22 protein-coding genes are annotated in these 26,483 nt (G+C 72.2%); 12 read left to right on the forward strand and 10 right to left on the reverse strand.

Going from position 1 to position 26,483, the window contains the following annotated elements:
• The coding region (gene fxsT / locus ABWI07_RS40415; RefSeq protein ID WP_353821760.1) for an FxSxx-COOH system tetratricopeptide repeat protein at positions 1–2,397 on the reverse strand (2,397 nt) is incomplete at its 3' end.
• On the opposite strand from fxsT, the gene ABWI07_RS40420 reads away from it, so the two are divergent.
• Positions 2,398–2,697 carry a hypothetical protein gene (locus ABWI07_RS40420; RefSeq protein WP_353821761.1) on the forward strand — a complete coding sequence of 100 codons (300 nt, stop codon included), beginning with the start codon at positions 2,398–2,400 and terminating at the stop codon, positions 2,695–2,697.
• Between the two features lie 63 nt (positions 2,698–2,760).
• The gene (locus ABWI07_RS40425; RefSeq protein ID WP_353821785.1) at positions 2,761–4,311 is read left to right on the forward strand and encodes an nSTAND1 domain-containing NTPase; all 1,551 of its coding nucleotides are present in this window, start codon (positions 2,761–2,763) and stop codon (positions 4,309–4,311) included.
• A gap of 36 nt (positions 4,312–4,347) precedes the next feature.
• Here ABWI07_RS40425 and cmk read toward each other — a convergent pair whose 3' ends face one another.
• Positions 4,348–5,277, reverse strand: coding sequence for a (d)CMP kinase (gene cmk / locus ABWI07_RS40430; RefSeq protein WP_353821762.1), 930 nt, complete (start codon positions 5,275–5,277; stop codon positions 4,348–4,350).
• 216 nt (positions 5,278–5,493) lie between these two features.
• A complete protein-coding gene (gene add / locus ABWI07_RS40435) occupies positions 5,494–6,471 on the reverse strand; it encodes an adenosine deaminase (protein WP_353821763.1) in 978 nt (325 codons plus the stop codon).
• Positions 6,472–6,547: 76 nt separating this feature from the next.
• Between add and ABWI07_RS40440 the strand changes: the two genes are divergently transcribed.
• Positions 6,548–7,561 (forward strand): LacI family DNA-binding transcriptional regulator, encoded by a 1,014-nt coding sequence (locus tag ABWI07_RS40440; protein ID WP_353821764.1) that lies wholly within the window; start codon positions 6,548–6,550, stop codon positions 7,559–7,561.
• Between the two features lie 29 nt (positions 7,562–7,590).
• On the opposite strand, the gene ABWI07_RS40445 is transcribed toward ABWI07_RS40440, so the two are convergent.
• From ABWI07_RS40445 to ABWI07_RS40460, 4 genes are all read right to left on the reverse strand, one after another.
• Positions 7,591–8,166, reverse strand: a complete 576-nt coding sequence (locus ABWI07_RS40445; protein ID WP_149264558.1) for a hemerythrin domain-containing protein — start codon at positions 8,164–8,166, stop codon at positions 7,591–7,593.
• A gap of 56 nt (positions 8,167–8,222) precedes the next feature.
• Positions 8,223–8,594, reverse strand: a complete 372-nt coding sequence (locus ABWI07_RS40450) for a hypothetical protein (RefSeq protein WP_353821765.1) — start codon at positions 8,592–8,594, stop codon at positions 8,223–8,225.
• A gap of 92 nt (positions 8,595–8,686) precedes the next feature.
• Positions 8,687–9,220: a thioredoxin family protein gene (locus tag ABWI07_RS40455; RefSeq protein WP_149264556.1), complete on the reverse strand. Its 534-nt coding sequence runs from the start codon at positions 9,218–9,220 to the stop codon at positions 8,687–8,689.
• A gap of 48 nt (positions 9,221–9,268) precedes the next feature.
• The gene (locus ABWI07_RS40460; RefSeq protein ID WP_353821766.1) at positions 9,269–11,623 is read right to left on the reverse strand and encodes an arylsulfatase; all 2,355 of its coding nucleotides are present in this window, start codon (positions 11,621–11,623) and stop codon (positions 9,269–9,271) included.
• A 350-nt stretch (positions 11,624–11,973) separates the two neighbouring features.
• Here ABWI07_RS40460 and ABWI07_RS40465 point away from each other — a divergent pair, with 350 nt between their 5' ends.
• A complete protein-coding gene (locus tag ABWI07_RS40465; protein ID WP_149264554.1) occupies positions 11,974–13,779 on the forward strand; it encodes an alpha/beta fold hydrolase in 1,806 nt (601 codons plus the stop codon).
• A gap of 54 nt (positions 13,780–13,833) precedes the next feature.
• Here the strand turns inward: ABWI07_RS40465 and ABWI07_RS40470 are convergent, their stop codons facing one another.
• Entirely contained in the window at positions 13,834–14,778 is a 945-nt protein-coding gene (locus ABWI07_RS40470; RefSeq protein WP_353821767.1) for a LysR substrate-binding domain-containing protein, read from the reverse strand.
• A gap of 72 nt (positions 14,779–14,850) precedes the next feature.
• Here ABWI07_RS40470 and ABWI07_RS40475 point away from each other — a divergent pair, with 72 nt between their 5' ends.
• From ABWI07_RS40475 to ABWI07_RS40485, 3 genes are read left to right on the forward strand one after another with little or no spacing between them, the layout of a single operon-like run.
• Positions 14,851–16,062, forward strand: coding sequence for a thiolase family protein (locus ABWI07_RS40475; RefSeq protein WP_353821768.1), 1,212 nt, complete (start codon positions 14,851–14,853; stop codon positions 16,060–16,062).
• Positions 16,059–16,754 carry a 3-oxoacid CoA-transferase subunit A gene (locus ABWI07_RS40480; protein ID WP_149264551.1) on the forward strand — a complete coding sequence of 232 codons (696 nt, stop codon included), beginning with the start codon at positions 16,059–16,061 and terminating at the stop codon, positions 16,752–16,754. Before ABWI07_RS40475 ends, ABWI07_RS40480 begins: the two co-directional genes overlap by 4 nt.
• 1 nt (position 16,755) lies before the next feature.
• On the forward strand, positions 16,756–17,412 hold the full coding sequence (locus ABWI07_RS40485) for a 3-oxoacid CoA-transferase subunit B (protein ID WP_149264550.1): 657 nt from the start codon (positions 16,756–16,758) through the stop codon (positions 17,410–17,412).
• Between the two features lie 61 nt (positions 17,413–17,473).
• Here the strand turns inward: ABWI07_RS40485 and ABWI07_RS40490 are convergent, their stop codons facing one another.
• The gene (locus ABWI07_RS40490) at positions 17,474–18,367 is read right to left on the reverse strand and encodes a hydroxymethylglutaryl-CoA lyase (RefSeq protein ID WP_235037407.1); all 894 of its coding nucleotides are present in this window, start codon (positions 18,365–18,367) and stop codon (positions 17,474–17,476) included.
• 112 nt (positions 18,368–18,479) lie between these two features.
• Here ABWI07_RS40490 and ABWI07_RS40495 point away from each other — a divergent pair, with 112 nt between their 5' ends.
• From ABWI07_RS40495 to ABWI07_RS40515, 5 genes are read left to right on the forward strand one after another with little or no spacing between them, the layout of a single operon-like run.
• Entirely contained in the window at positions 18,480–19,172 is a 693-nt protein-coding gene (locus tag ABWI07_RS40495; protein ID WP_353821769.1) for a GntR family transcriptional regulator, read from the forward strand.
• A complete protein-coding gene (locus ABWI07_RS40500) occupies positions 19,173–20,396 on the forward strand; it encodes a CaiB/BaiF CoA transferase family protein (protein ID WP_149264547.1) in 1,224 nt (407 codons plus the stop codon). It begins immediately after the preceding gene.
• A 20-nt stretch (positions 20,397–20,416) separates the two neighbouring features.
• The gene (locus ABWI07_RS40505) at positions 20,417–22,480 is read left to right on the forward strand and encodes a hydantoinase/oxoprolinase family protein (protein WP_353821770.1); all 2,064 of its coding nucleotides are present in this window, start codon (positions 20,417–20,419) and stop codon (positions 22,478–22,480) included.
• The gene (locus ABWI07_RS40510) at positions 22,480–24,381 is read left to right on the forward strand and encodes a hydantoinase B/oxoprolinase family protein (protein WP_353821771.1); all 1,902 of its coding nucleotides are present in this window, start codon (positions 22,480–22,482) and stop codon (positions 24,379–24,381) included. Before ABWI07_RS40505 ends, ABWI07_RS40510 begins: the two co-directional genes overlap by 1 nt.
• Positions 24,378–25,025, forward strand: coding sequence for an isochorismatase family protein (locus ABWI07_RS40515; RefSeq protein ID WP_149264544.1), 648 nt, complete (start codon positions 24,378–24,380; stop codon positions 25,023–25,025). Before ABWI07_RS40510 ends, ABWI07_RS40515 begins: the two co-directional genes overlap by 4 nt.
• On the opposite strand, the gene ABWI07_RS40520 is transcribed toward ABWI07_RS40515, so the two are convergent.
• Positions 24,999–26,480, reverse strand: coding sequence for a CoA-acylating methylmalonate-semialdehyde dehydrogenase (locus tag ABWI07_RS40520; protein WP_353821772.1), 1,482 nt, complete (start codon positions 26,478–26,480; stop codon positions 24,999–25,001). The two genes, ABWI07_RS40515 and ABWI07_RS40520, sit on opposite strands and share 27 nt — an antisense overlap.
• Positions 26,481–26,483 lie beyond the last annotated feature (3 nt).

A 26,483-nucleotide genomic window follows, 5' to 3' on the forward strand; every position in this document is an offset into this window, starting at 1 on the left:
CGAGTTGCCGTCCATGGATCTCGAACTTGGCGAGTTCTTCCGTGAGCGCTTGCTGCGCGGCCTTCTTCGGGCGGCCGGCCGGCCGGCCGCGGCGAGGGCCGCGGCCTTTCCGAGGGCACTGATCAAGGTGAGGTGGTGCGTCTCGCCGAGCTTGGCGGTGAGCGCGTCCACCGAGGCCTTGTTGAGCTCCAGGGCCTTGCCGGCGTCCCCGGTGAGGCGCAGCAGAATGCCGAGGTTGCAGCCCGCGGCATGGGTGTAGGGGTGATCGTCCGTGTAGACGCGAGGGTAGGCCTCGTACGCCGTCCTCGTGAGTTCCAGGGCCTCCTCCAGCCGCTCCGCCTCCCGCAGGCAGTTGGCGCTGAGCAGCATCGCCGCGAGCGTGTCGGGGTGGTGCTCGCCCTGCGCCCGGCAGGTCCGCTCGAGGATCTCGGCAGCGAAGTCCACGGCGCCCGCCGTGCCGCCCTCCGTCAACCGGATGGCGATCCCGAGGTCCTTCGCGCAGCGCAGGGTGATCGGATGGTCGGGCCCCAGGTCCCTCTCGTCGATCGAGCGCAACTCCTCCCCCATGAACAGCGCCCTCTCGAAGTCCCCGCTCAGCCGGATGGCCCTGATCTGGTTGTTGCGCACGATGCGCACCATCGCGTTGCCGTCGCCCTCGCGTGCGCGCATGCGGGTGTACACCTGCTCCAGCAGGGCCCCGGCATCCGCGTACCGGCTACTGAGGATGAGGTCGAGGCCGAGATTGTTCTGCGCGCGCAGCGTCCGCGGATCTTCGGGGCCGAAGGCCAGCAGATGCCTGTCGACGGACTGCTCGGAAAGGGAGAGGGCGCCCTCGAAGTCGCCCTCCGCCCGCAGATCGATGGTGTGGCTGTTCGCCAGCCGGTACATCTCGTCCTGCAGGCGCAGCCTCTCCTCCGGGTCAGAGGGCTCGGGCAGCGCCTCAGCCTCCTCCAGCACCGTCCGGTTCAGCGCGGACGCGTCCGCGAACCGGCCGAAGGCGCGCAGGGCGAACGCCAGGTGCCGCCGGACGGCCAGCAGGTCGAGCGACCCGGGGCCGGACGCCGCGCGCCAGTGCTCGTAGCACTCCTCGGCGAGGCCGATGGCCTCCGGCGCCCGCCCCGACTCGTACAGGTAGCGGATGATGCTGCGCATCAGGTAGCGGACGCGCGGGTCCGTGCTCCGTGCCGCCCTCGTGGGCCCGATGTGCGGGATCAGGTGCCGGTAGGACGGCCAGAGGGCGCTGTTGTCGGGATTCTTCGGGTCGGCCTCCGCCAGCAGGAGATGGACCTGCTCGGTCAGGCGCCGGCTCTCCTGCGGGGGGACGGTCTCCCGGATCCAGTGCTGGAGCACCCGGTGCATCTCGAAAGTCCGGTCCATGGGGTTCACCGGGAGCAGGGAGAACCGGTTGAGGTCCCGTATCGCGCGGTTGAACCTCATCGGGTCCGCCAGGATCTCCTTCAGCGGGCTGTCCAGCGCGTCCGCACCGCCCATCAGGATCGCCCTCGATATCGGGTCGGGGCCGAAATGCGCGATGAGCTTGGCGATCTGCTGGGCGTCGGGGGTGAGCCGGCTCAGCGCCAGGAACCAGGAGGCGTTGATCCGGGCCTCCTTCTGCGGAGTGCCCTGCAGGAGCAGTTCGCCCATCCTCGCGTTGAAGAGGTCGAGGTATTCGTCCACGGACAGGCCGGTCGCACGGTTCCACCCGCTGGCGTGCTCGAGCAGGATCGGCAGATGGCCGAGCGCGGCCGCCAGGCGCTCGGCCTCTTCCGGCCCCACGTCCGGCATTCTCTTGCTCAGGAATTCGATGCTCTCCGAGGGATCGAAGACCTGGACCCCGAGGGAGCGGACGTCCGGCGTCCAGTCGAGGTTCTGCGAAGTGATGATCACTTGGCCGGGTCCGTCCGGGGTCCAGGCGAGGGTGGCCTCGGGGTCCACGGCGTTGTCGTACACCAGCAGCCAGCGGGACACCGGGTTCCCGGAGTTCAGCGCGTCCAGGACCTGGCGCGCCGTGTTCTCGACCAGCCCGCCCGGCGGAACGGAGTCGGTGGGGGAAGGGACGGGGACCGGTTCCAGGCCGAGTCGCGGGGCGAGCGCGGCCAGGGCGGCGGCGATCAGCGCGGGCTGCTCCGCCTTGATCCACCAGACGAGATCGAACCGCTCCCGGTGGCGGTGCGCGTACTCGACGGCCAGCTGCGTCTTGCCCACCCCGCCGAAGCCGTGCAGGGCCGTCGCTCCGCCCGCCACCGCCCTCGAAGGCTCCTCATCCGGGACGACGAGGGTCACATGGCCGGATTCGGCCGACAGGCGAGCGAGCAGGTCCGCCCGGCCGGTGAAGGACCGGTTGCGCCGGGGGACCTCTCCCCAGATCTGGGGGCCTTCGTACTCGGCTGTCGCCATTTGTCCTCCCCGGAGGTCGACAATATTGCTCATTCTAGGCAAGAAGAGGCCATCGGGCTCCCGGACGGCGCGCTTTTGGTGCATGATGAAGGGGCCGGACCGAACGGGGCCAAGGTGACGCGACCACGACGTTTCGAGAGTCAGATCTTTGATCTGACGGATATCGATCTGTCCGAGGTGATCAATGTTCCGGAATCGGAGCTCGAAAGGTCGCTCGGCTGGCTCATGCGCCAACGGAAACGGGTCCCCGACCCGCTGTTCGGCGGTTCCACCGGCGAGTGGGATGGTGATGAGATCTAGAGGCGGAGCAGAGCGGACTTGCCGATCAGGCACCCCGGTACAGGACCCCCCGTCGTGACCGGTATGGGAGAATCCCCGCCGGGGCGGGAGCCGCCATTTCCCGGATCGCGCCCTTACCGCCCTGACGAGGCCGCCTTCTTCCACGGGAGGAGCGAGGAGACCCGGAGCCTGGCCGCCCTCTGGGGCACGTCCCGGGTCACGGTCCTCCACGGCGCCCCGGGCACCGGCAAGACGTCGCTCCTGGAGGCCGGGGCCTATCCCCTACTGCGTGAGACGGCCCACGACGTGCTGCCTCCCGGGCGCCTGGCCCGCCACGCGGACCACCCCAGCGGTGCGCTGCCGGAGAGCGGGCGGCCCGCCTACTCGCTGCTCCGCGGCTGGCTGCCGGAGATGCCGCCGACCGCGGTGGCCGACACCACCGTCGGCCGGTACCTCGACGAACTCGCCTACCGCCCCGGCCCGGTCCTCCTCGCCGTCGACCAGGCGGAGCGGCTGTTCGGCGGCTGCGATCAGGACGGCCACCGCGCGCTGCTGGACGATTTACGGGAGACGGTCCGGCGCCATCCCTCGCTGCACGTGCTCTTCAGCGTCCGGTCCGGTCATGAGAACGAGATCGCCGAGGCGTTCGCCTTCGCCGGGACGGCGGAGTTCGAGCTGACCGGCCTGCCGGCGCCCCGTGCCGCGGGCGCGGTCGGTGCGGCGCTGGAGTCCGCCGGGCGACGGAGATCGCTGTCACGCGCCGCCGTCGACGCGCTCGCCCGGGCCCTCGGCCCGGCGCCCGAGACCGGAGAGCACGCCGAAGAGGGGGAGCCCGCCTCGGACGGTGCCGGGGTGGTCCATCCGCCCGTTCTCCAGCATGTGGCGGCAGGCCTGTGGCGCGCCTGGCCGGAGGCCCCGTTCCTCGGACCGGAGCGCATCACCAGGAGCCTGGTCAGCGACTGGATCGCGGAGGGCATCTGGAAGGACATCGCCTGGGCCGCCGCCCTCACGTCCGATGACCCCCAGACGATCGCGGAGCGGTTGGCATCGCTGGGCCGTGAGCCCACCACGCCCCCGCTCCCCCAGGACGTCGCGGATGTACTGACGGACAGGCACGTCCTGCTCCCCGCCCGGAACGGGCTCTTCACCACCGCCTCGCCGCGCCTGGCCGAGCCGATCGACGCATTGAGCCGGCGGGCGCCGTCCTTGCCGAGCCCCTCCTTCCGAGCCGGGGATTGGGTGGCCGCGGCGGCCCACGCGCTCGACCGGTGCGACACCCGCCTGGCCCGGCAGGCCGCCCTGACCGCGCTCGACCTGGCCGAAGGCATGGGACAGGGCCTCCAGGCCCGGATCCTGCTCGGCGACGCCGCCTACGAGGCCGGTGATCCGGCCGAAGCAGAGCACTTCTACGCGGAAGCGGCGGTCCTGGCCGAGGCGCACCGGGCCGGAACCCTCGTCGGCGCCCTGCTGGCATCGGTCGGCAGGATCCAGATGGCTCGCGGCGAGACCGGTGAGGCCATCCAGTCGCTGTCCTGGGCCTCGGCCCGGCTGCCGGGCGACGGGCTCGTCAGCCGGGAACTGCACCGGGCCTTCGCCCGCATGAGCGGCGGCTGGGCGGCGCGCCACTCCGTGTGAAGGGAAGCCGCCGCGGTCGGCGGGCGCCCCCGGCGGTCACCAGGGGGCGCGGGCGCCGGGGGGCAGATGGCGCGGCAACGCCAGATCGATCGCATAGGCCCGCCGCCAGCTTCTGATCTCCTCGAGCCCGGTCCGGCTCTCGAAGAAGCGTTCCGCCGTCGTTCCCTCGGGGAGCTCCTCGCCGTCTTCCGCCACCAGTTCGGCCCGGACGAAGGGGCGCCGGCCGGCCAGGGCCGCCGCGACATGCCGATGGCCGCGCACGACGAAGAACCGGGTGCCGGAGCGGCCGACACCGATCTCCGACGCGTCCGGGGCGGAGTGCGCCGGGAGGTCTAGGTACGCGTCGGGGCGGTCGGGGTGCCGTTCCGTCGGATAGAGCCTGGCCGGATGCAGCAGCAGCGCCGGCCCGCCGCCCTCCTGCCTCGACAGCGCGTCCACCACGATGTCAGCGGCCCGCTCGGGGCTGATCTCCGTCGTGTCGAGAACCAGGTCGTAGTTCCGGAGGCGGGCCTTGTCGACGTGGTAGCGCCGCAGGAAGCGCTGCCGCTCGCTCTCACTGCGCTCTTCGAGGTGCCGCCGGGCCTCGGCCTCGGAGGCGTACCGCTCGACGGCTCCCGCGCCCCGCCCCATCACCCGGCGGGCGGCCACCTTCGGATCGACGATGAAATGCGCTTTGAACGCGTCCGTGAAGAAATGCCACCCCAACCGGCTGTCGACGATCACCGGTTCGGCGGAGGCGGCCATCTCCCGCTGGATCCGGTCCACATGGTCGTCGATCGACGGGTCCCGTTCCGACTGCCGGTTGAACTGCAGGGACGTCATTCCGCGCTGGGCCGCCATCCGGCGGTGGACGTCGCCCATGGTGACGGTGGGCAGCCCGAGGCGCTCGGCCAGAATTCGGGCGACGGTGCTCTTACCGCTGCCCAGATCTCCGTTGATGGTGATCGACCTCGGCGCGTCCATCATTTCTGCCCCCGCAAGCAATACCGTCGATAGCGGCGGGAAAGTCGCGACACACGGAGCCATAGCGACGTAGTGCCGCGTATCTCAAAGATTACGCCCCCTCATGATAGCCAGGACAATGGACGCCGTCCCGGCTTTTCCGACCGATGGGGTCGGCCTCTCCGAAGTGCACGGTCTTCGCACCGGCGCGTAAGGGTGCCCGCAAGCGGTGATGCGCCTTTATCGATCACGTTCGCTCGAGGCGCCGTCGCGGGTGAATGCGGCTTGGGCGGCGGTGGATTGGGTTCGGGATTCTTCGGTGGCGGTCCAGCGGGCCGTTCTGCGGAGGGCGTCGAACTCGTGCTGGAGGGTGGTGGCGGAGGTGGTGCGGCAGTCGGTGCTGATGGTGACCGGCACGCCTTCGGCCAGCAGGGGGGCCGCGGGGTGGGCGTGGAGACTCGGTACGGCGCCTGTCTGGACGTTGCTGGTGGGGCACAGCTCCAGGGCGATCCCGTCGGTGCGCAGGCGGTCGCGGAGTGCGGTGTCGGCGGTGCATCGGACCCCGTGGCCGATGCGGTGGGCGCCGAGGACGTCGATGGCCTCCCACATGCTCTCCGGCCCTGCGGCCTCACCGGCGTGGACGGTGCAGGGCAGGCCGGCGGCGTGGGCCAGTTCGAAGGCGGCCTTGTGGGAGCGGGCGGGGTAGAGGGTCTCGTCCCCGGCGAGATCGAGACCGGCGACCAGGCCGCGGTGGCGCACGGCGGTCTCGGCCACGGCGAGGCTTTCGTCCGGGGTCTGGTGGCGCAGGCAGCACAGCAGCAGGCCCGTCCCTACGCCGGTGGCGGCGCGTCCTTGGGCAAGGCCCTCGGCGACCGCGCGGACCGCGTCGTCGAGGGTCATCCCCCGGCGGTGGTGCAGCTGCGGCGCGAAGCGGACCTCGCCGTACACGACACCGTCGTCGAGCCAGTCCTCGACGAGTTCACGGGCGGCGCGGGTGAGAGCCTCGGGCGTCTGGAGCACTTGGAGTGGGGTGTCGATGTAGGCGAGGTAGGCGGTCAGGGTGCGGCAGTGGGCGGGGGCGATGACGAGGTCGTCGACGGGCCGGTCCAGTTCGACGCCCTGCCGGCGGGCGAGGTCGGCGACGGTGGACGGGCGGACGGAGCCGTCAAGGTGGCAGTGGAGTTCGTAGCGCGGTAGCGGCGCCGCATGAGTGCTCATCGCGAGGTCCAGATCACCGGGTGGAGGAGGCGGGAGTGAGTATCTAAACGTTTAGACAGGCAGAATGCAAGGCGTCATGACGAAGCGAGCAGCAGGCAGGCCGGCGACGCTGGCGGACGTGGCCCGGGCGGCCGGGACCTCGACGGCGGTCGTCAGCTACGTGCTGAACAACGGGCCCCGGCCGGTCGCGCCCGCCACCCGGGAGCGGGTGCTGGCCGCCGCCGCCGATCTGGAGTACCGGCCCAACCGCATCGCCCGGGCCCTGCGCTCCCGCACGAGCGGCGTGGTCGGCCTGGTGCTGGCCGACGCCTCCAACCCGTACTTCGCCGCGCTGGGACGCCACATCGAGGACCTTCTAGGGCAGCGGGAGAAGCTCTCCCTGACCGGGAACGCGGGCTACTCGCCGGAGCGCCAGGAGCATCTGGTCGACCGGTTCCTCGCGGCACAGGTCGACGGGCTCGTCATCGTCTCCGCCGACGGCGGGCCCGACGCCGCCGTCCATGCCCGGCGCGCGGGGGTCCGCGCCGTCTACGTCCACCACGGGCCGCAGGAGCCGCAGGCCCCCGTGGTGCGCGCCGACAACACCGCCGCCGTGCACGAGGCCGTCGAGCACCTCCGGTCCCACGGGCATACCGAGATCGCCTTCCTCGCCGGGCCGGACGACGCCGGCCCGGTCGGCGAGCGCCGCGCCGCCTGGGAACGCGCCGGAGCGGGCACCGCCGCCCCCCTTCTGCGGTCGGAGTACACCCGCGCCGCGGCGGCCGCCCTCGTCCAGCGCTTGATCGGCGACGGCGCCCTGCCCGCGGCGCTGGTCTGCGCCACCGACGAGCAGGCCATCGGGGTCCTCGCGGCCGCCCATGCCGCCGGACGGCGCGTCCCCGGTGATCTCGCCGTCGTCAGCCTCGACGGCACCCCCGACACCGCCTACACCGCCCCGGCGCTCACCGTGACCGAGCAGCCCCTCCAGGCGATGGCCCACCAGGCCGTGAGCCTGCTTCTCGACGACCGCGCCACCACACGGCCCCTGCGCGCCGCGCTGATCATCCGCCGCAGCTGCGGCTGCCCCCTGACTCCCCCACGCCGCGGTTGAAGCCGCCGTGTGTGCGAGCACGTCGGGCGTCAGTCCTTCTGCCTGCTGAGGGCCTTGCGGATGGCGTCGCGGGCGCGGTCGGCGGCGGCCGCGAACGGTCCGGCCACCAGGTTGGCGGTGGCGGACTCGAACCCGACGTGCGGATGGGTGGGCGCCACGGCCTCGGCGGCCTTGACGGCGGTCGCCATCCTGCGCAGGTCGTGCTCGGAGGCGTGTTCGCGGAGCTGCGGGAACTCCGCTTCCTCCTCGTGCCGGGCGTGGTCCATGACGGACAGGCGCAGGTCGCCGAGCCGCTGGAGGAAGTCGGGACTGGTCGGGCCGAAGTAGTCGAGGTCCGACAGGAGCTGCTTGGCCTGGTTCTCCTCGGCCAGGCGCGCGTCGACCACCTCCCGGCCGCCCTCGATATGGCGGCGGGCGTAGGGATGCACGACCTCCTCCTCGGCCGTCTCGTGGACGGCCAGCAGCCGGCGCAGCCGCTCGAAGGCGGCGGTCCGCTCGTGCCCGGCGGCGGCCTCCACCTGGTCGAACAGCTGCCGGATCTCGGCGTGCTGCCGCAGCAGCAGGTCGACGACGTCGTGGGCCGCCGCTTCCGATCGCTCGCTCACTCTCGCCCCCGCAGAGTCGACGGTGGTGGCGAATAGGACCTGCCCCCGCTGCGGAATCAAAACACTCGGGCCTGCGCGAACGTCACCGCCGTCACCCGGTCGATCACCGGTGGGAGGCACACGCTGCGGCTGCACGCGCCGTACGAGACGACGATCTCCGCTGCGGGACCCGTCCGGCGCACCGGGAGCGAGATCGTCACCGGTCCGTCCGGGTAGACCGGGAGCCGCGTGTCCAGGAGCGGCAGATCCAGCCAGCGCACCGCCTCATCGGCGCGGGGTGCGCCGGTGGCCTCCAGGCCCGCCCGCACGCCCACCCGCGTCGGGACGCCGAGCCCGCCGGACGGCAGATCGAGGCCGTAGATGTGGAAACCGGGCCGGGTCGGGCGGAAGGTCACCTCCACCGCATGCGTCGAGGCTGCGATCGTCACATCCACCTCCCCCTCCGTGAACCGGGCGGCCGCCGACTCCTGAGCCGGCCCGCACCCGGTGAGGAGTACGGCGGCGAGCAGGAGGGCCCGTCTCACTTCCAGCGCCGGAGGAATGCGACGACGTTCTCGGACAGCAACCGGTCGCCGGCGGAGGCCGGATAGAGGCTCTTGTTGCCGGCCGTCCGCACTTCACCCTCGGGCGAGAGGACGACCAGGGCGGGGATCCCGGTGCGCTTCAGGTCCACCCCGTACTTCCTGGCCAGGTCCAGATGCCGGTCGATCCGGCCGACATCGACACTCACCAGGTGATATTGGTCGAGAAGAGGCCGCACGGTCTGGAGGTGGAAGAAGTACTGCAGCGTCGCGCATTCGCCGCACCACCCCGCACCGAAATCGAGGAGTACGGGGCGTCCGTCCGCCTTGGCCCCCGCGAGCGCGGCCGCGATCTCGGCCCGGGGGTCGGCCTTCCGGTCGTACGCGCGCGGCGACTTCGTGGGCGAGGCCGGGGCCGGTCCGGTCGTCGCGACGGTCTCGGGGCGCTCGACCCCGTCGGCTCCCCCGGCCGGTCCGCAGGCGGCGGCCAGCAGCGGCATGGCCAGGAGCAGACGTAATCTGACGGCGGACATACCCCATTGTCCCAGCAACAGGGGAAATTGTCGCTGGAACGGCCGCAGTCAGTCGACCATCAGCCAGCCGCGCACTTCCGCTTCGTGGTCGATGAAGCGGTCGCCGGAGACGTCGATGACGACGCGGTCGATGGTGCCTCCGGTGAACCGGAACGGCGGCCGGTAGTCGGGGGTGACGGGTGAGCCCTCGGCGCGGCCCACGCAGAGCCCGTCCCCGACGGGGCAGAAGTAGCTGGGCTGGGTGACGAGGCGGGCGCCGGCCATCCGCTGCTCGTTCACGTAGAGGGTGAGGTCTCCGGTGGTGCCGGGCATCTCGGGGTCGGTGCTGCGGCCCTCGGCCCTGAACTCGGCCGTGAACGTGTGCCTGCCCGGCTCGATGGCCAGGTCGGCCGTCACGACCTGCAGGCGGCTGCCCACCCAGTTGTAGACGTAGGTCAGGCGGCCGTCCTTGATGTAGAGGCTGTGCCCGCCGGAGACGCCGCCATGGACGAACAGGACGCCCTCGACCTCGTCCGAGTGGACGTCGACCCCGGCGACGATCGTGTACGACCGGCCGTTGGTCATGACGGCGGACTGCTCCGGCACCGGCGCGCAGTCGGGGTAGTAGACGTACCGGTCCCGGGCCGGGGTGCCCTGCGGGCGCTCGGACAGGGTCTGTTCGAGTGCGGTGCGGTCGTCCAGCGGAAGGCCGTTGTAGATGCCGGCGTGGTAGTGCCACAGGCCCTTGAGCCGTTCGAGCCGCTCGGGCTCCCGGTCGGCCAGGTTCCTGGACTGGGCGCGGTCCCGGGTGAGGTCGTAGATCTCCCACACGTCCTCCTCGAACCTGCCCCAGCCGCTCAGCGGCGGGTGGACGGTGCAGGCCAGCCACCCGTCGTGGTAGATCGCCCGCTGCCCCAGCATCGCGTAGAACTGCGTGAGCTTGCCCAGTGCGGACGGGTCGGTGATCGAGGCCGCGAAGCTCTGCCCCTCGATCGGGCTCTGCGGGCGGCCCTTCAGCACTTCCGGCGGTTCGATGCCCAGCAGGTCGTAGAGCGTCGGGGTCACGTCCACGGCGTGGACGTACTGGTGGCGCACCTCGCCCCGGGCCTTGATCCTGGCGGGCCAGGCCACCAGACACATGTCCGCGACGCCCCCCTCGTAGCCGGCCCAGCGCTTCCAGTACGGGAACGGGGTGTCGAACGCCCACGCCCACCCGGTGTTGTAGTGGTTGTAGGACGAAGGGGTACCGAGTTCGTCGATGTGCTCGAGAACCGACTCCGCGGGGGTCGGCAGGCCGTTGAAGAACCGCCACTCGTTGAAGGTGCCGTCCGGTCCGCCCTCGCCGCTTCCGCCGTTGTCGGAGACGGCCACGATGATGGTGTTGTCGAGCTCGCCGGCCGCCTCCAGGAAGTCGATCACCCGGCCGAGCTGCTCGTCGCTGTAGGAGACGTAGCCGGCGAAGACCTCGGCCATCCGCACGAACAGCCGGCGCTCGCCCTCGCTCAGCGAGTCCCACGGCCGGACGGTGTCGAGTCGCGGCCACGGCTGCCCGGCCGGTCCGGTGGCGTCCGGCTCGCCGTGCGGATTGATCGCGGACAGTTCGGTGTCCTCGGGCAGCAGGCCGATCTGCTTCTGGCGGCGCAGGATCTCGGGCCGGATCGCCTCGTACCCTTCGTCGAACACGCCCTTGTACCGGTCGGCCCACTCCTTGTACACGTGATGCGGCGCGTGGGCGGCGTCGAGCGCCAGGTACATGAAGAACGGCTTGTCGGGCTGGACCGCCTTGGCGTCGCGGATGAACTGGATGGCCTTGTCGGACAGGTCCTTGGCGATGTGGTAGCCCTCCTCGGGCGTCCCGGGCGTGCCGATCTGGTGGTTGTCGTGGACCAGGCTCGGATACCAGGAGCTCGACTCGCCGTTGAGGAAGCCGTAGAACCGCTCGAACCCGCACCCGAGCGGCCAGCGGCCCTTGTAGGCGGCCATGCTGGTCTCCCACCCCGGGGTCAGGTGCCATTTGCCGACGCAGTAGGTGTTGTAGCCGTGCTCGGCGAGGACTTCGGAGACGAACCCGTTCTCGACCGGGATGCGGGTGGAGATCCCGGGGAACCCGGCGCTGAACTCGGCGACCGTGGCCATCCCGTTCGAGGTCGCGTTGCGGCCGTTCAGCAGCGAGGCCCTGCTCGGCGAGCACAGCGCGGTGGTGTGGAAGTTGGAGTAGCGCAGGCCGAGGTTCGCGATCCGGGTCATCGTCGGCGTCTTCACCGGGCCGCCGTAGCAGTCCATCGTCCCGTAGCCGACGTCGTCCCACACGATCACCAGGACGTTCGGGGAGCCCTTGGACGCCCACGGCGACAGGAACGGCTCCCAGTCCGGCTCCGAATCGCGGATGTCCAGGGCGATCCTGCCCTTGAAGCCCTTCGCCATGACGTCTCTCCCCCGCAGCCCGATGCGCAGCAGCGCGCGTGGCCCGATGTGTACCGGCCGGCGCCGCCGTGAATGGCGGCGCCGGTCGCGTTCACCGGTGTGCCTGTGCCGCGTTCGTTCCCGCCATGGGAGGAGGCACCCTACGCCCCTCCTCAAGGGATCCCGATGGAACGGTCACTTTCCGGCGGGGCCGTCCGCCGAGGGGCCCGCGTCAATCCGTCTGCCGGGTGATCTTCCGGGGCGGATGTCCGGCCCGATGGTGGATCACAGGGATGAGCGCCGCGGCCGAGAATTCGGGGGACCAATCCGCACCCCGCGCGGGAATGCACCGATCCCCTGAAGGGAAGCGCATGCGCCTCAGACGAAGGATCCTCGCGGTCGGCGTGGCCGGGGCGGCCCTCGTACCCGCTTTAAGCGTCACCGCTCTGGCCGAGCCGGGGACCGCCGGCGTCCGGGCAGGCGACACGACGAGCCCGGTCGAGAAGAAGCGCGTCGACCGCGTGCCCGCCCCGAAGCCCGCCTGGTACAAGTGCTACGGCTACGCCGAATGCGCGACCGTCCGGCTGCCTCTCGACTACGACGACCCGAAGGGCGCGACCACCGAGGTCGCCGTCCTCAGGGTGAAGGCGCGGAACGCCAAGAAGCGGATCGGCAGCCTGTTCGTGAACCCGGGCGGGCCCGGCGGCCAGGGCACCGCCATCGCGTACCAGGCTCCCGACTTCCTCGGCAAGGACGTCCTCGACCGCTTCGACATCGTCGGCTTCGACCCGCGCGGCATCGGGTTCAGCTCCAACGTCGCGTGCTTCAAGTCGACCAGGGACCAGAGCCTCGCCTTGGCCGGGATGGACGTGGCGTTCCCCGTCGGGGCGAAGCAGGAGGCGGCCTACATCAAGTCGGCGAAGGCGCTCGGCAAGGGCTGCTCCACGACCGGGAAGAAGCTGGCGGGCGCGATGTCCTCCGCCGAGGCGGCCCGCGACATGGACGTCCTGCGCCGCGCGGTCGGCGACAAGAAGCTGTCCTACCTGGGCTTCAGCTACGGGACGGCGATCGGCCAGTACTACGCGAACATGTTCCCCGACCGGGTTCGCGCCGTCGCCGTGGACGGCGTCATCGACCCCGTCTCCTGGGTCGGCACCCGGAAGACCGCGGGCCAGATCCTGGACGACCGGCTGCGGTCCGCCGACGGCGCCTACAAGGCGCTGAGGGAGATCCTCGTCCGCTGCGGCAAGGCGGGCAAGGCCAAGTGCACGTTCGCGGCCTACGGGGATCCCGTCAAGAACTTCGACGTGCTCGCCAAGCGGCTGAAGGCCAAGCCGGCCGACATCGAGGGCGACAAGATCACCTACGCCGACTTCGTCGGCGGCGCGCTCGGCATGCTGTACGACCCGAGCGGCTACGAGATCATCGACGCGATGGCCACCGACCTGTGGAAGGCGACCTCGTCCTCCTCGACGGCGGCGCAGAAGGCCGAGGCGCGCAAGGCCCTCGCCAAGCGCATCGCGGAGCGCCGGGCCGAGGTCGAGCGGAGGAAGGAGGCCGCGGCCAAGGTCTCGGCCAAGGACTTCCCCTACTACAACGACCTTGAGGCGTTCAGCGGCGTCACGTGCACCGACGGCCTGCACCCGAAGAAGGCGGGGAGCTGGCCCGCGCAGACGGCCGCGTCGGACAAGCGGGCGCCCTACTTCGGGCGCGCATGGGGCTGGGGCAGCGTCCAGTGCGCCGGCGACGCCTGGAAGGTCCGCGACGAGGACGCCTACACCGGTCCCTTCAACCGGCGTACGAGCGCTCCGGTCCTGTTCGTCGGGAACTACTACGACCCCGCCACGAACTACAAGGAGGCGGTCTCGTCCAGCAAGATGCTGCCCAACAGCCGGCTGCTGTCCAGCAACAGCTGGGGCCACACCGCCTACGGAACCTCGGACTGCGTGACGAAGGCGGTCGAGGGCTACCTCGTCCGCGTGGCGCTGCCGCCCGCGGGCAAGGTGTGCGTCGGGGACGTCCAGCCGTTCGCGGGGAACCCCGGACAGGCGCTCGGCACCAGAGGGCCGGCGGACGCGAGCGCGATGGCGACGCAGGTGAGCGCCGCCGGGAACGGCGCGAAGCTGCCGCCGGTGGCGACGCGGGTGCCGTCGTCCGTCCTGCTCGGCACGCGGTGAACTGACCGCCCGTGACGCCGGGCGGGCCCGCCTCGGGCCCGCCCGGCGTTCGCGTCAGCCGAGCGGGTCCGAGGGGGGATCGCCGCCTTCCTCCCCGGGGGCGCCGTCCCCGGCCTCCTGCACGATCCGCCGGATGACCGAGACGGTGCGGGCCAGATGGGGTTCCGTGCGGTCGGTCCGGTAGGCGACCGCGAGGTCGACGCTCATGGCGGGGCGCACCAGGGGCCGGAACACGACCCCTTCGAGGGCCAGGGCCGTCACCGGTTCCGGGACGACGGCAATGCCGAGGCCGCCCGCGACGAGGGTGACCAGGGTGGAGGTCTCGCCGACCTCGTGGCGGATCCTGGGCTCGACGCCGGCCTCGCGGAAGAGCCCGAGCACGACGTCGTACATCACCGAGCGGCGGTCCGCGGAATGCACGATGAGGTCGGCGCCCGCCATGTCGGCGACCCCCAGCTCCGGCAGCCCGGCCAGGCGGTGGTCGCCGGGGACGGCGACGACCAGCCGGTCCCGGCGCAGCGGCAGGACCGTGAGCGAGAGATCGCCGATCGGCGGCCGCAGCAGCGCCAGGTCGACGGCGCCGGCCCGCAGGGCCGCGGCCTGGTCCGGGACCAGCATCTCGCCGCGGAAGGAGAAGTCGACCCCGGGCAGTTCCAGGGAGAGGCCGCGGGACAGCGCGGGCAGCAGGCTGTAGGTCGCCGAGCCGACGCAGCCGATGGCGAGATGCCCGACCGCGCCGGCCGCCACCCGGCGGGCCTCGCGGGCCGCATCGTCCACCTCGCCGAGGATGCCCCGGGCCCGGGCCAGGTAGCCGCGGCCCGCGTCGGTCAGCTCCACCCGGCGCGTGGTCCGGTGCAGCAGTTCCACGCCGAGGTCGGCCTCCAGTTGGCGGATCGCCTGCGACAGCGGCGGCTGGGCCATGGCGAGCCGCTCGGCGGCGCGTCCGAAGTGGAGCTCCTCCGCGACGGCGACGAAGTACCGCAGATGGCGTAGATCCATATGGATTAAGTCTCAATAAGAGCGAATATTGATACTTCACTGTATCAAGGGAGGCCACCTAGCCTCGAAGCCATGACCTCCTTTCTCTACTCCGCCGTACGAACCCCGTTCGGACGGTTCAACGGCGCCCTGGCGGGTGTACGGCCGGACGACCTCGCGGCGGGCGTGATCACCGCGCTGCTGGACCGGGCGCCCCGGCTGGACCCGGCCGCGATCGGCGAAGTCGTCTGGGGCAACGCGAACGGAGCGGGAGAGGAGAACCGCAACGTCGGCAGGATGGCCGCGCTGCTGGCCGGGCTGCCGACGAGCGTGCCGGGCACGACGGTGAACCGGCTGTGCGGCTCCAGCCTCGACGCGGCGATGGGCGCCTCCCGGACGATCGAGTCGGGGGACGCCGACATCGTCGTGGCCGGCGGAGTCGAGTCGATGACCCGGGCGCCGTGGGTGCTGCCGAAGCCGGCCAGGGGCTTCCCGGCCGGGGACCTCGCCGCGGTCTCCACCACGCTCGGCTGGCGGCTGGTGAACCCGCGCATGCCGGAGGAGTGGACCGTCTCGCTCGGCGAGGCGAACGAGCGGCTCGGGGAGAAGTACGCCGTCGGCCGCGAGCGCCAGGACGCGTTCGCCCTGCGCTCCCACCGGCTGGCGGCGGCCGCCTGGGACGAGGGCTTCTACGACGACCTCGTCGTCCCCGCCGGGGAACTGCGCCGCGACGAGGGCATCCGCGCGGACACCTCCCTGGAGAAGCTGGCCGGCCTCAAGCCGAGCTTCCGCGCGGACGGCACCATCACCGCCGGCAACGCCTCCCCGCTGAACGACGGCGCCGCCGCCCTGCTGCTCGGCTCGGCCGAAGCGGCCGACCGGATCGGCCTCGATCCCCTCGCCCGCATCGCCGGGCGGGGCGCGTTCGCGCTCGATCCGCAGGACTTCGGCTACGCCCCGGTCGAGGCGGCCGAACGGGCCCTCGCCCGGGCCGGGATCGGCTGGGACCGGGTCGGCGCGGTCGAGCTGAACGAGGCCTTCGCCGTGCAGTCGCTCGTCTGCGTCGACGCCTGGGGCATCGATCCGGAGATCGTCAACACCCGGGGCGGCGCGATAGCGATCGGCCACCCGCTGGGGGCGAGCGGCGCCCGCGTCCTCGGCACGCTCGCGAAGGTGCTCCGCGAGCGCCGGGAGCGCTGGGGCGTCGCCGCGATCTGCATCGGCGTCGGGCAGGGCCTCGCCGTCGTGCTGGAGAACACGGATCTGGAGAACACCGCCATGGGGAGCACGGGGGCCGGAGCATGAGCCGCACCGAGATCCTCGAAAGCGTCGACGAGGCCGTCCGCGGGATCGAGGACGGCAGCACCGTCCTGGTCGGCGGCTTCGGCTTCGCGGGAATGCCGTTCGACCTCATCGACGGGCTGATCCGGCAGGGCGCGACGGACCTCACCATCGTGTCCAACAACGCCGGCAACGGGGACGTCGGGCTGGCCGCGCTGCTGAAGGCCGGGCGCGTGCGGAAGGTGCTCTGCTCCTTCCCCCGGCAGCGCGACTCCCACGTCTTCGACGGGCTCTACCGGGCCGGGAAGATCGAGCTGGAGGTCGTGCCGCAGGGCAACCTCGCCGAGCGGATGCGGGCGGCGGGCGCGGGCATCGGCGCCTTCTACTGCCCGACCGGCGCGGGCACCTCCCTGGCCGAGGGCAAGGAGACCCGGACCATCGACGGGCGCGTCCACGTCCTGGAGTACCCGATCAAGGGCGACGTCGCCCTGATCAGCGCCCACCGCGCCGATCCGATGGGCAACCTCGTCTACCGCAAGACCGCGCGGAACTTCGGCCCCGTCATGGCCGCGGCCGCGACCACCACGATCGTGCAGGTGTCCGACGTGGTCCCGGTCGGCGCCCTCGACCCGGAGGCGGTCGTCACGCCCGGCATCTACGTCGACCGCGTAGTGCGCGTCGAGCAACGGCACTACACCGTCCAAGGAGCGCGCTGACATGCCCCGCACCACCGGTCCCCTCACCCCGGACGAGCTCGCGGAGGTCGTCGCCCGCGACATCCCGGCCGGCTCCTACGTCAACCTCGGCATCGGGAGGCCGACCAAGGTCGCCGACCATCTCCCCGACGGCTCGGGCATCGTGCTGCACACCGAGAACGGCATGCTCAACATGGGCCCCGCCGCCGTCGGCGAGCAGGTCGACCCTGATCTCACGAACGCCGGCAAGGTCCCGGTGACCGAGCTCCCCGGAGCCTCGTACTTCCACCACGCCGACTCCTTCGCCATGATGCGCGGCGGCCATCTCGACGTGTGCGTGCTCGGCGCGTTCCAGGTCTCGGCCACCGGCGACCTCGCCAACTGGCACACCGGCGCTCCCGACGCCATCCCGGCCGTCGGCGGCGCGATGGACCTGGCCATCGGCGCCAAGCAGGTCTTCGTGATGATGACGCTCTTCGACAAGGAGGGCCGGTCCAAGCTGGTGCCCGCCTGCACCTACCCGCTGACCGGGGTCGGCTGCGTCAGCAGGGTCTACACCGACGTCGCCGTCATCGACGTGGGCCCGGACGGGGCGGCGGTCCGCGAGACCTTCGGGGTCACCGTCGAGGAGCTCCGCGACCGCCTCCCGGTCCCCCTCAGGACCGCGTCGCGCGACTGAAAGACCCCGTCCCTTTACATTGTAGATTTCTAGATCGAGGACGTTCCGCCTCCAACGGCGCTCAGCCCTGGGCGGGGAACGGGCCGGCGCGGCCGAGCAGGGCCGGGACGGGCTTGCCGAGGCGTTCGCCGAGCCAGGCCGCCGTCTCCGCGACCGCGGCCATCCGGACCCCGGTGTCGACGCCCGACCGGTCCAGCGCGTACAGCAGGTCCTCGGTGGCGATGTTGCCGGTGGCGGCGGGGGCGAACGGGCAGCCGCCGAAGCCGCCGGCGCTGGCGTCCAGGGCGCTCACCCCGCAGTCGAGGGCCGTGAGGGCGTTGGCGTAGCCGGTGTTGCGGGTGTTGTGGAAGTGGCAGCGCAGCGGGACTCCGGGGGCGGCCTCGGCGGCGCCCGCCAGCAGCGTGCGGACCTGGGCCGGGACGCCGACACCGATCGTGTCGGCCACGGCGATCTCGTCGGGCTCGCTTTCGGCGACCCGCCGGACCAGGTCGAGCACGCGGTCCGCGGGGACCTCGCCCTCGAAGGGGCAGCCGAAGGCCGCGGCGATCGTCACGGTCCGGCGGAGGCCGGCGGCGCGGGCGTCCGCGGCGACGGCGGCCCAGGCGGCGACGCCCTCCTCGACGGTGCAGCCCTGGTTGCGGCGGCTGAACTCGTCGGTGGCCACCACGACGACGTTGACCTCGTCCACGCCGGCGGCCAGCGCGCGGTCGAGCCCGCGCCGGTTGAGGACCAGCCCCGCATAGCTGACACCGTCCGGCCTGGGGAGCCGCTCCATCACCGCCTCGGCGTCGGCCATCTGCGGGACCCGCTTCGGGTTCACGAAGCTGACCGCCTCGATCCGCCGCAGCCCCGCCGCGACGCTGCGTTCGATGAGCCGCACCTTGTCGGCGGTCGCGAGGACCGCGGACTCGTTCTGCAGCCCGTCCCGGGGCGCCACCTCGATGAGTTCGACCATGAGCATCCTTTGTATGCAATCTGACGTCACCTGCAGGATTCTCCTGGGGAGTCTCTTGTGTCAAGGGACACATTGTGTCTATGTTGCATGCAATCAACCGGAGGAGGTCGGGATGGTCCGTGCCGTGGACCGTGTCTACACACGGCTGCGCGCCGACATCCTGGACGGCGTCCACCCGCCCGGGGCACGACTCGGCGAGGCCGAACTCGCCGAGGCCACCGGCTCCAGCAGGACGCCCGTCCGGGAGGCGCTGCGGCGGCTGGAGGTCGAGGGCCTGGTCGAGGTGCTGCCGCACCGCGGCGCGCGGGTCCCGGACTGGACGCCCGAGGACCTGGAGGAGATCTACGACCTGCGGATGCTGCTGGAGGGCGCCGCCGCACGGCGCGCCGCCACCCGAGTCACCGCCTCGGACGCGGACCGGATGGACGAGCTGTGCCGGCTGATGGACGAGGCCGTCGAGCCGGGCGCCGGCCAGGACCTGGACCGCGTCGCCGAGCTCAACGCCGAGTTCCACGACGTCATCCGCGCCGCCGCGGCCAGCGGCCGGCTCGTGTCCATGCTCAACGCGGTGGTGCAGCTCCCCCTCGTCATGCGGACCTTCCACCGCTACTCCCCCGCCGACCTGGCCCGCAGCTCCGCACACCACCGCGAGCTGGCCGCGGCCCTGCGCGCCCACGACGGCACGTGGGCCGAGTCGGTGATGCGGGCGCACGTGCTCGCCGCGAAGGCGGTGCTGCTGCGCGCCGCCCGCACCCCCGACGACCCGAACGACCCGAACGACCACACGGAAACGAGGACCGGCTAGATGTCAACGCACGACGGCGCCGCGCCGGACGCCCGGGGCCCGCTCGCCGACCTCCGCGTCGTGGAGATGGGGCAGCTGCTCGCCGGACCGTTCTGCGGCCAGCTGCTCGGCGACTTCGGCGCCGAAGTGATCAAGCTGGAGTCGCCCGGCGCCGGCGACCCGATGCGCCAGTGGGGCCGCGAGAAGCCGCACGGCAAGTCCCTGTGGTGGCCCGTGGTCGCCCGCAACAAGAAGTCGGTGACCTGCGACCTGCGCACCCCCGAGGGCCAGGACCTCGCCCGGCGGATCATCGACCGCGCCGACATCGTGGTCGAGAACTTCCGGCCCGGCACGCTGGAGCGCTGGGGGATGGACTTCGACCGCCTCCGCGAGACGAACCCCGGCCTGATCCTGGTCCGCGTGTCCGGGTTCGGGCAGACCGGCCCCTACGCGCCCCGGGCGGGGTACGGGTCGATCGGCGAGGCGATGGGCGGCATCCGCTACGTGACCGGCGATCCCGGCGGCGCGCCCGCCCGCGCCGGGATCTCGCTCGGCGACTCCCTGGCCGCGGTGTTCGCCACGATCGGCGCGCTCGTCGCCGTCCACCACCGGACCGCCACCGGACGCGGCCAGGTCGTCGACTCGGCGATCTACGAGGCGGTGCTGGCGATGATGGAGTCGCTGCTGCCGGAGTGGGCGGTCGCCGGGTACCAGCGCGAGCGGACCGGTTCGGTGCTGCCCAACGTCTCCCCCAGCAACGTCTACCCGACCGCGTCGGGCGAGATGATCCTCATCGCCGCCAACCAGGACACCGTGTTCGGACGGCTCGCCAAGACGATGGGCCGGCCCGAGCTGAGCGCCGACCCGCGGTTCGCCGGGCACGCCGACCGGGGCCGGCACATGGCCGAGCTGGACGAGATCATCTCGGCCTGGTCGGCCCGGATCGAGACCGGGGACCTGCTGGAGCGGCTGCACGCCGGCGGCGTCCCGGCCGGCCGGATCTACACCGCCAAGGACATGTTCGACGATCCCCACTTCGCCGCCCGCGAGGCGATCGTGCGCCTGGTCCACCCGGACTTCGGCGAGCTCCCGATGCACAACGCGTTCCCCAGGCTCAGCGAGACCCCGGGGTCGGTGCGGCGGCCCGGCCCCGAGCTCGGCGAGCACAACCGGGAGGTCTACGGCGGCCTCCTGGACCTTCGAGAAGACGAGATCGCCGCGCTGTCCGAGCGCGGCGTCATCTGAGCACAGCACCGGGAGAGCAGATGGGTTATCGACTGGGCGTCGATGTGGGCGGCACGTTCACCGACGTGCTGCTCGTCGACGAGCAGACCGGCGTCAGCCACCGCGCCAAGACGGCCTCCACTCCGGCGGACCAGTCGGAGGGCGTGCTCAACGGCATCCGCAAGGTGTGCCGCGACGCCGGCATCGAGATGAGCGAGGTGGCGCACGTCCTGCACGGCACCACCGTGGCGACCAACGCGATCCTCCAGGGCCGGGGCGCGCGGGTCGGGCTGGTGACGACCGAGGGGTTCCGGCAGGTCCTGCAGATCGGCCGGTCGTTCGTCCCCGGCGGTCTCGCCGGCTGGATCATCTGGCCGAAGCCGGAGCCGCTGGCCCGGCTGGAGCACACCGTGGAGATCCCGGGCCGGATCGCCGCGGACGGCACGGTCGTCGCCCCGCTGGACGAGGAGCGCGCGCGTGCGGAGCTGCGGCGGCTCCGCGGGGCCGGCATCGAGGCGCTGACGGTCTCGCTGATCAACTCCTACGCCAACGACGAGCACGAGCGGCGGGTGGCGGAGCTGGCCGGCGAGGAGCTGCCCGGAGTGCCGGTGTCGCTGTCCAGCCACGTCCTGCCGGAGATGCGGGAGTACGAGCGCACCGTCACCACCGTGGCGAACAGCTACGTCCAGCCCGAGGTGTCCCGCTATGTACGCAACCTGGACCGGTCCCTGAGCGGAAGCGGGATCGAGGCGCCGCTGTCGGTGCTGCGCAGCGACGGCGGGCTGACCAAGGCCGCCAAGGCGGCCGAGGACCCGGTGTCGCTGCTGCTGTCCGGCCCGGCCGGCGGGGTGACGGGGGCGGTCTGGTTCGCCGAGCAGGCCGGGTTCCCCGACTTCCTCACCTTCGACATGGGCGGCACGTCCACGGACGTGGCGCTGGTGCTCGGCGGGCGTCCCCGGATCGGCCGGGAGACCACCGTCGGCGACCTCACCGTCCGCGCCACCAGCGTGGACGTCCGCACGGTCGGCGCCGGAGGAGGCTCGATCGCGCACGTCCCCGAGCTGACCAAGGCCCTGCGGGTCGGCCCCCAGTCCGCGGGCGCCGACCCGGGCCCGGCGGCCTACGGGTCGGGCGGCACCGAGCCGACGGTCACCGACGCCAACGTCGTGCTCGGCTACCTGCCGACGCGGCTCGCCGGCGGGGAGATCGCGCTGGACGCCGAGGCCGCCCGCAAGGCGCTGCGCTCCATCGCCGACGCGATGGGGCTGCCGAGCGTCGAGGCGGCGGCGGCCGGCGTGATCGACATCGTCAACGAGAACATGCTCGGCGCGCTCCGCCTGATCAGCGTCCGGCAGGGCTACGACCCCCGCGACTTCGCGCTGATGTCGTTCGGCGGCGCCGGCCCGCTGCACGCCAACGCGCTCGGCCGGCTGACCGGCTCCTGGCCGGTGATCGTGCCGCCGTCGCCGGGCGTCCTGTGCGCCTACGGGGACGCGACCACCTGCCCCCGCGACGAGAGCGCCCGCACGATGGTGCGCCGCTTCTCCACCCTCGACGACGACGAACTGCGAACCGCGCTCGCCGAGCTGGCCGACGCCGCCGCCGCGCGGCTGGAGGCGGAGGGCGTGCCGCGCGAGAGCCAGACCGCGACGTACCAGATCGACCTGCGCTACCACGGGCAGGGCTTCGAGATCCCGGTCGAGGTGGACCGCGCGACCGTCGACGGCGACCTGCTGGCCGAGCTCGGCGCCGCCTTCGACGCCGAGCACGAGCGGCTGTTCTCCTTCCTGCTCGACAACGAGCGCGAGGTGATCAACCTGCGGGTCACGGTGAGCGGGCCGCGCCCGGAGGTCGCCTGGCGCGTCCTGCCGGAGGGGACGGGCGACCCGTCCGCCGCCCTGATCCGCGAGACCGAGGTGTGGATGGACGGCGCGACGACGTCCGCCCGCATCTACGACCGTTCCAAGCTGCTCTCCGGTGACGTCGTGGCCGGGCCGGCCGTGGTGGTCGAGATGGACTCCACCACGCTCGTGCTGGCCGGGCACGCCGCGACCGTGCACCCCAGCGGCAGCCTGCTGATCCGTCCGCTGAACGAGGAGGGCTGATGGCCGAGATCCTGCAGACCGAGACCGCACCGGTCGGACGGGTCGACGTCGACCCGGTGACCCTGGACATCATCGAGAACGCGCTGCGCAACGCCCGGCACGAGATGGACGAGGTGCTGTTCCGCACCGCGCTGTCGCCGGGCATCCGCGAGCAGCACGACGAGTTCCCGCTGATCGCCGATCCGGCGGGGAAGATGGTCGTCGGCCAGTTCGGGCTCTCGGTCCCCGACTTCCTGGAGAACTTCGACGGGACGATCGGCGAGGGCGACATCCTGATGACGTCCGACCCGTACGCGTGCGGCGCGGCGATCAGCCACGCCAACGACTGGCTGCTGGTGGTGCCGATCTTCCACGAGGGCCGGCTGGTCGGCTGGTCCTCGATGTTCGGCCACATGTCGGACGTGGGCGGCAAGACGCCCAGCTCGATGCCCGCCGACGCCCGCACCATCTACGAGGAGGGCGTGGTCGTACCGCCGTTCAAGCTGTACGAGGGCGGCGTGCTGAACGAGTCGGCGCTGCGCATCATCCTCAACCAGGTGCGCATGCCCGACTGGAACCGCGCCGACCTCAACGGCCTGGTCGCCGCGTGCACCACGGCGGCCCGGCGGGTCTCCGAGCTGTGCGCGCGGTTCGGCGTCGAGACCTACCTGTCCGCACTGGACGCCCTGCTCGACCGCAACTACCAGGCCATGAAGGTGCTGCTGGCCACCCTCTTCGAGGAGGGCCGGACGCTGGAGTTCGCCGACTACATCTGCGACGACGGCTGCGGGTACGGCCCGTACGAGCTGAAGATCTCGCTGACCCGGACCGGCGAGAAGATCCATCTGGACTTCTCGCACGCGGCCCCGCAGGCCGTCGGGCCGGTGAACTACTTCATCAACGAGAACCTCGTCCGGATGTTCTTCGGCATCTACGTGATCACCGTCGCGGACCCGCAGATCCTCTGGAACGACGGCTTCTACCCGCTGATCGACGTGACGATCCCCGAGGACTCGTTCTGGAAGCCGCGCCACCCCGCCGCGCTGAACGCCCGCAACCACGGCATCGGCCGGGTGTTCGACCTGTTCGGCGGGCTTCTCGGCCAGACCAACCCGGAGATCCTCAACGCGGCCGGCTTCTCGTCCTCGCCGCACTTCATGTACTCGGGGCACTACGCCTCGGGGCCGCGCGAGGGCGAGTGGTTCCAGCTGTACTCGATCGGGTTCGGCGGCGTGCCGGGACGCCCCGTAGGGGACGGCCCTGACGGGCACTCGCTGTGGCCCTCGTTCGTCAACATCCCCTGCGAGTACCTGGAGTCGTACTACCCGCTGCGCATCGAGCGGTGGGAGACGATCGCCGACTCCGGCGGCGCGGGCCTGCACCGGGGCGGCAACGGGGTCGACGTCGCGTACTGCTTCGAGGAGCCCGGCACGATCGCGATCCACGACGACCGCTGGCTCACCTACCCGTGGGGGGTGAACGGCGGACGTCCGGGCGCGCGGGGCCGCAAGTGGATCGAGCGGGCCGACGGCACCCGCGAGGTGCTGCCCAGCAAGATCCACGACGTTCCGGTCCGGCCCGGCGACGTCCTGCACTTCGTGACCTGGGGCGGCGGCGGATGGGGCGACCCCCTGGCCCGCTCGGCCGAGCTGGTCGCGCTTGAGGTGAAGCGCGGCCTGGTCACCGCGGACGGCGCCCGCGGCGGCTACGGCGTGGTCTGCACCGCCGAGGGCGTCCTCGACGAGCAGGCCACCGAGGCGCTGCGGGCGAGGATGGCCGCCGAGCGGACCGAGATCCCGGTGTTCGACATGGGCCCGCCGCTGGACCAGATCCTCGCCCGCTGCGAGGAGGAGACGGGCCTCCCCGCCCCGCGCCCGCCGGTCGACGTCCGGTCCGCCGCCGCATTGGGCGACCGCCGGTGAGCGACCTCGCCGCCGACTACCGCGCCTCGGGCTTCGGCCGCGGCCTCGGCTGCGGCCGGTCGCCCGCGGTGCTGGTGGTGGACCTCGTCCGCGCCTACCTGGTGGACGGGTCGCCGCTGCGCGCCCCGGTCGAGGACGCGGCGGCCGCCGCCGTGGCCCTGATCGGCGCGGGCCGGGCGGCCGGGCTGCCGGTGCTGTTCACCCGGGTGGAGTACCGGCCGGGCGGCGCGGACGGCGGGCTGTTCCGGCTCAAGGTGCCCGCGCTGCGCGTGTTCGAGGAAGGGAGCCCCCTCGGCGACTTCGCCGAGGGGGCGGCCCCCCGTCCCGGCGAGACCGTGGTCACCAAGCAGTACGCCAGCGCGTTCCACGGCACGTCGCTGGCGGCCACCCTGACCGCGTCCGGCATCGACACCGTGCTGATCTGCGGGCTCACCACCAGCGGCTGCATCCGCGCCACCGCGACCGACGCGTTGCAGCACGGGTTCCGGCCGCTGGTGGTGGACGAGGCCTGCGGCGACCGGGACCGCCGCCTCCACGAGGCCAACCTGCTGGACCTCGGCGCCAAGTACGCCGACGTCCTGCCCCTCGACGAGGCGCTCACCACCGTGCGCGGCTTCTCACCGCGCGGTGGGGAAGGCCATTGAGGACGCCCCGTCGGTCGCGACGGGGGCGGGCCAGCGGGAGGTGACGGCCTTGGCGCGGGTGTAGAAGCGCACCCCTTCGGCCCCGTGGACGTGGGTGTCCCCGAACAGGGACGCCTTCCAGCCGCCGAAGGAGTAGAACGCCATCGGCACCGGGATGGGGACGTTCACCCCGATCATCCCGACGTGCACGGCGCGCTGGAACCGCCGCGCCGCCTCCCCCGACGAGGTGAAGACCGCCGTCCCGTTGCCGTAGGGGTTGGCGTTGATCAGCGCGATCGCCTCGTCGAGCGTCTCGGCGCGCAGCACCAGCAGGACCGGCCCGAAGATCTCCTCCTGGTAGGCCGCCATGTCCGTGGCGGCGCCGTCGAGGAGGCACGGGCCGACGAAGTACCCGGGGCCGTCCAGGCCGCGCCCGTCCACGACGAGCTTCGCGCCGGCCCGCTCCGCCTCCTCGACGTGCCCGGTGACGCGCTCCCGCGCCGCCTCGTTGATCAGCGGGCCCATCTCGCTCGCGGGGTCTGCACCCGGCCCCACCCTGATCGCGCGGGCCCGCTCGGCGAGCCGCTCGACCAGCGGGTCCCCGGCGGCGCCGACGGCGACCGCCACGGAGACGGCCATGCAGCGCTGCCCCGCCGATCCGTACGCCGCGGCCGTGATCTGGTCCGCGGCCAGGTCGAGGTCGGCGTCGGGCAGGACGACCGCGTGGTTCTTCGCGCCGCCGAGGGCCTGCACCCGCTTGCCCGCGGCGCTCGCCGCCTCGTGGACGTGCCGCGCCACGGGCGTGGATCCGACGAACGACACCGCCGCCACGCCGGGATGCGTGATGAGGGCGTCGGCGGTGACGTGGTCGCCGTGCAGCACGTTGAACACCCCGTCCGGCAGCCCCGCCTGCGCGTACAGCTCGGCGACCAGGTTGGACGCGGAGGGCACGCGCTCGCTCGGCTTCAGCACGAACGTGTTGCCGCACGCGATGGCGATCGGGTGCATCCACAGCGGGACCATCACCGGGAAGTTGAACGGGACGACTCCCGCGCACACGCCGAGCGGCTGCCGGAAGGAGAACGCGTCCACTCCGGACGACACCTGGTCGGAGAACTCGCCCTTGAGCACCTGCGCGATCCCGCAAGCGAACTCGACGACCTCGCGCCCCCGCACGACCTCTCCGCGCGCGTCGTCCAGGACCTTGCCGTGCTCGGCGGTGACCAGGCGGGCCAGCTCGTCCTCGTGGCGCTCCAGCAGGTCGCGCAGCGCGAACATGATCCGCGCGCGCCGGCTGAGCGACACCTCGGACCAGGTCTCGAACGCTCGCGCCGCGGCTCCCACCGCCGCGTCCACCTCGGCGCGGCGCCCGAGGACGACCTCGCCGGACTGCCGGCCCGTCGCCGGGTCGTGCACGGCCGCCGTGGTGCTCCCGCCCACCGGGACACCACCGATCCAGTGCTGGATAGAACGCATCGG

It is taken from the genome of Actinomadura sp. NPDC000600, assembly GCF_040492135.1.
GTDB lineage: Bacteria > Actinomycetota > Actinomycetes > Streptosporangiales > Streptosporangiaceae > Spirillospora.

Excerpts from the sequence above, each read along its gene's own strand:
- ABWI07_RS40425 (WP_353821785.1), top strand. The coding sequence starts at position 2,761 with ATGGGAGAATCCCCGCCGGGGCGGGAGCCGCCATTTCCCGGATCGCGC.
- cmk (WP_353821762.1), bottom strand. The coding sequence starts at position 5,277 with ATGATGGACGCGCCGAGGTCGATCACCATCAACGGAGATCTGGGCAGC.
- add (WP_353821763.1), bottom strand. The coding sequence starts at position 6,471 with ATGAGCACTCATGCGGCGCCGCTACCGCGCTACGAACTCCACTGCCAC.
- ABWI07_RS40440 (WP_353821764.1), top strand. The coding sequence starts at position 6,548 with ATGACGAAGCGAGCAGCAGGCAGGCCGGCGACGCTGGCGGACGTGGCC.
- ABWI07_RS40455 (WP_149264556.1), bottom strand. The coding sequence starts at position 9,220 with ATGTCCGCCGTCAGATTACGTCTGCTCCTGGCCATGCCGCTGCTGGCC.
- ABWI07_RS40460 (WP_353821766.1), bottom strand. The coding sequence starts at position 11,623 with ATGGCGAAGGGCTTCAAGGGCAGGATCGCCCTGGACATCCGCGATTCG.
- ABWI07_RS40465 (WP_149264554.1), top strand. The coding sequence starts at position 11,974 with ATGCGCCTCAGACGAAGGATCCTCGCGGTCGGCGTGGCCGGGGCGGCC.
- ABWI07_RS40470 (WP_353821767.1), bottom strand. The coding sequence starts at position 14,778 with ATGGATCTACGCCATCTGCGGTACTTCGTCGCCGTCGCGGAGGAGCTC.
- ABWI07_RS40475 (WP_353821768.1), top strand. The coding sequence starts at position 14,851 with ATGACCTCCTTTCTCTACTCCGCCGTACGAACCCCGTTCGGACGGTTC.
- ABWI07_RS40480 (WP_149264551.1), top strand. The coding sequence starts at position 16,059 with ATGAGCCGCACCGAGATCCTCGAAAGCGTCGACGAGGCCGTCCGCGGG.
- ABWI07_RS40485 (WP_149264550.1), top strand. The coding sequence starts at position 16,756 with ATGCCCCGCACCACCGGTCCCCTCACCCCGGACGAGCTCGCGGAGGTC.
- ABWI07_RS40490 (WP_235037407.1), bottom strand. The coding sequence starts at position 18,367 with ATGGTCGAACTCATCGAGGTGGCGCCCCGGGACGGGCTGCAGAACGAG.
- ABWI07_RS40495 (WP_353821769.1), top strand. The coding sequence starts at position 18,480 with ATGGTCCGTGCCGTGGACCGTGTCTACACACGGCTGCGCGCCGACATC.
- ABWI07_RS40500 (WP_149264547.1), top strand. The coding sequence starts at position 19,173 with ATGTCAACGCACGACGGCGCCGCGCCGGACGCCCGGGGCCCGCTCGCC.
- ABWI07_RS40505 (WP_353821770.1), top strand. The coding sequence starts at position 20,417 with ATGGGTTATCGACTGGGCGTCGATGTGGGCGGCACGTTCACCGACGTG.
- ABWI07_RS40510 (WP_353821771.1), top strand. The coding sequence starts at position 22,480 with ATGGCCGAGATCCTGCAGACCGAGACCGCACCGGTCGGACGGGTCGAC.
- ABWI07_RS40520 (WP_353821772.1), bottom strand. The coding sequence starts at position 26,480 with ATGCGTTCTATCCAGCACTGGATCGGTGGTGTCCCGGTGGGCGGGAGC.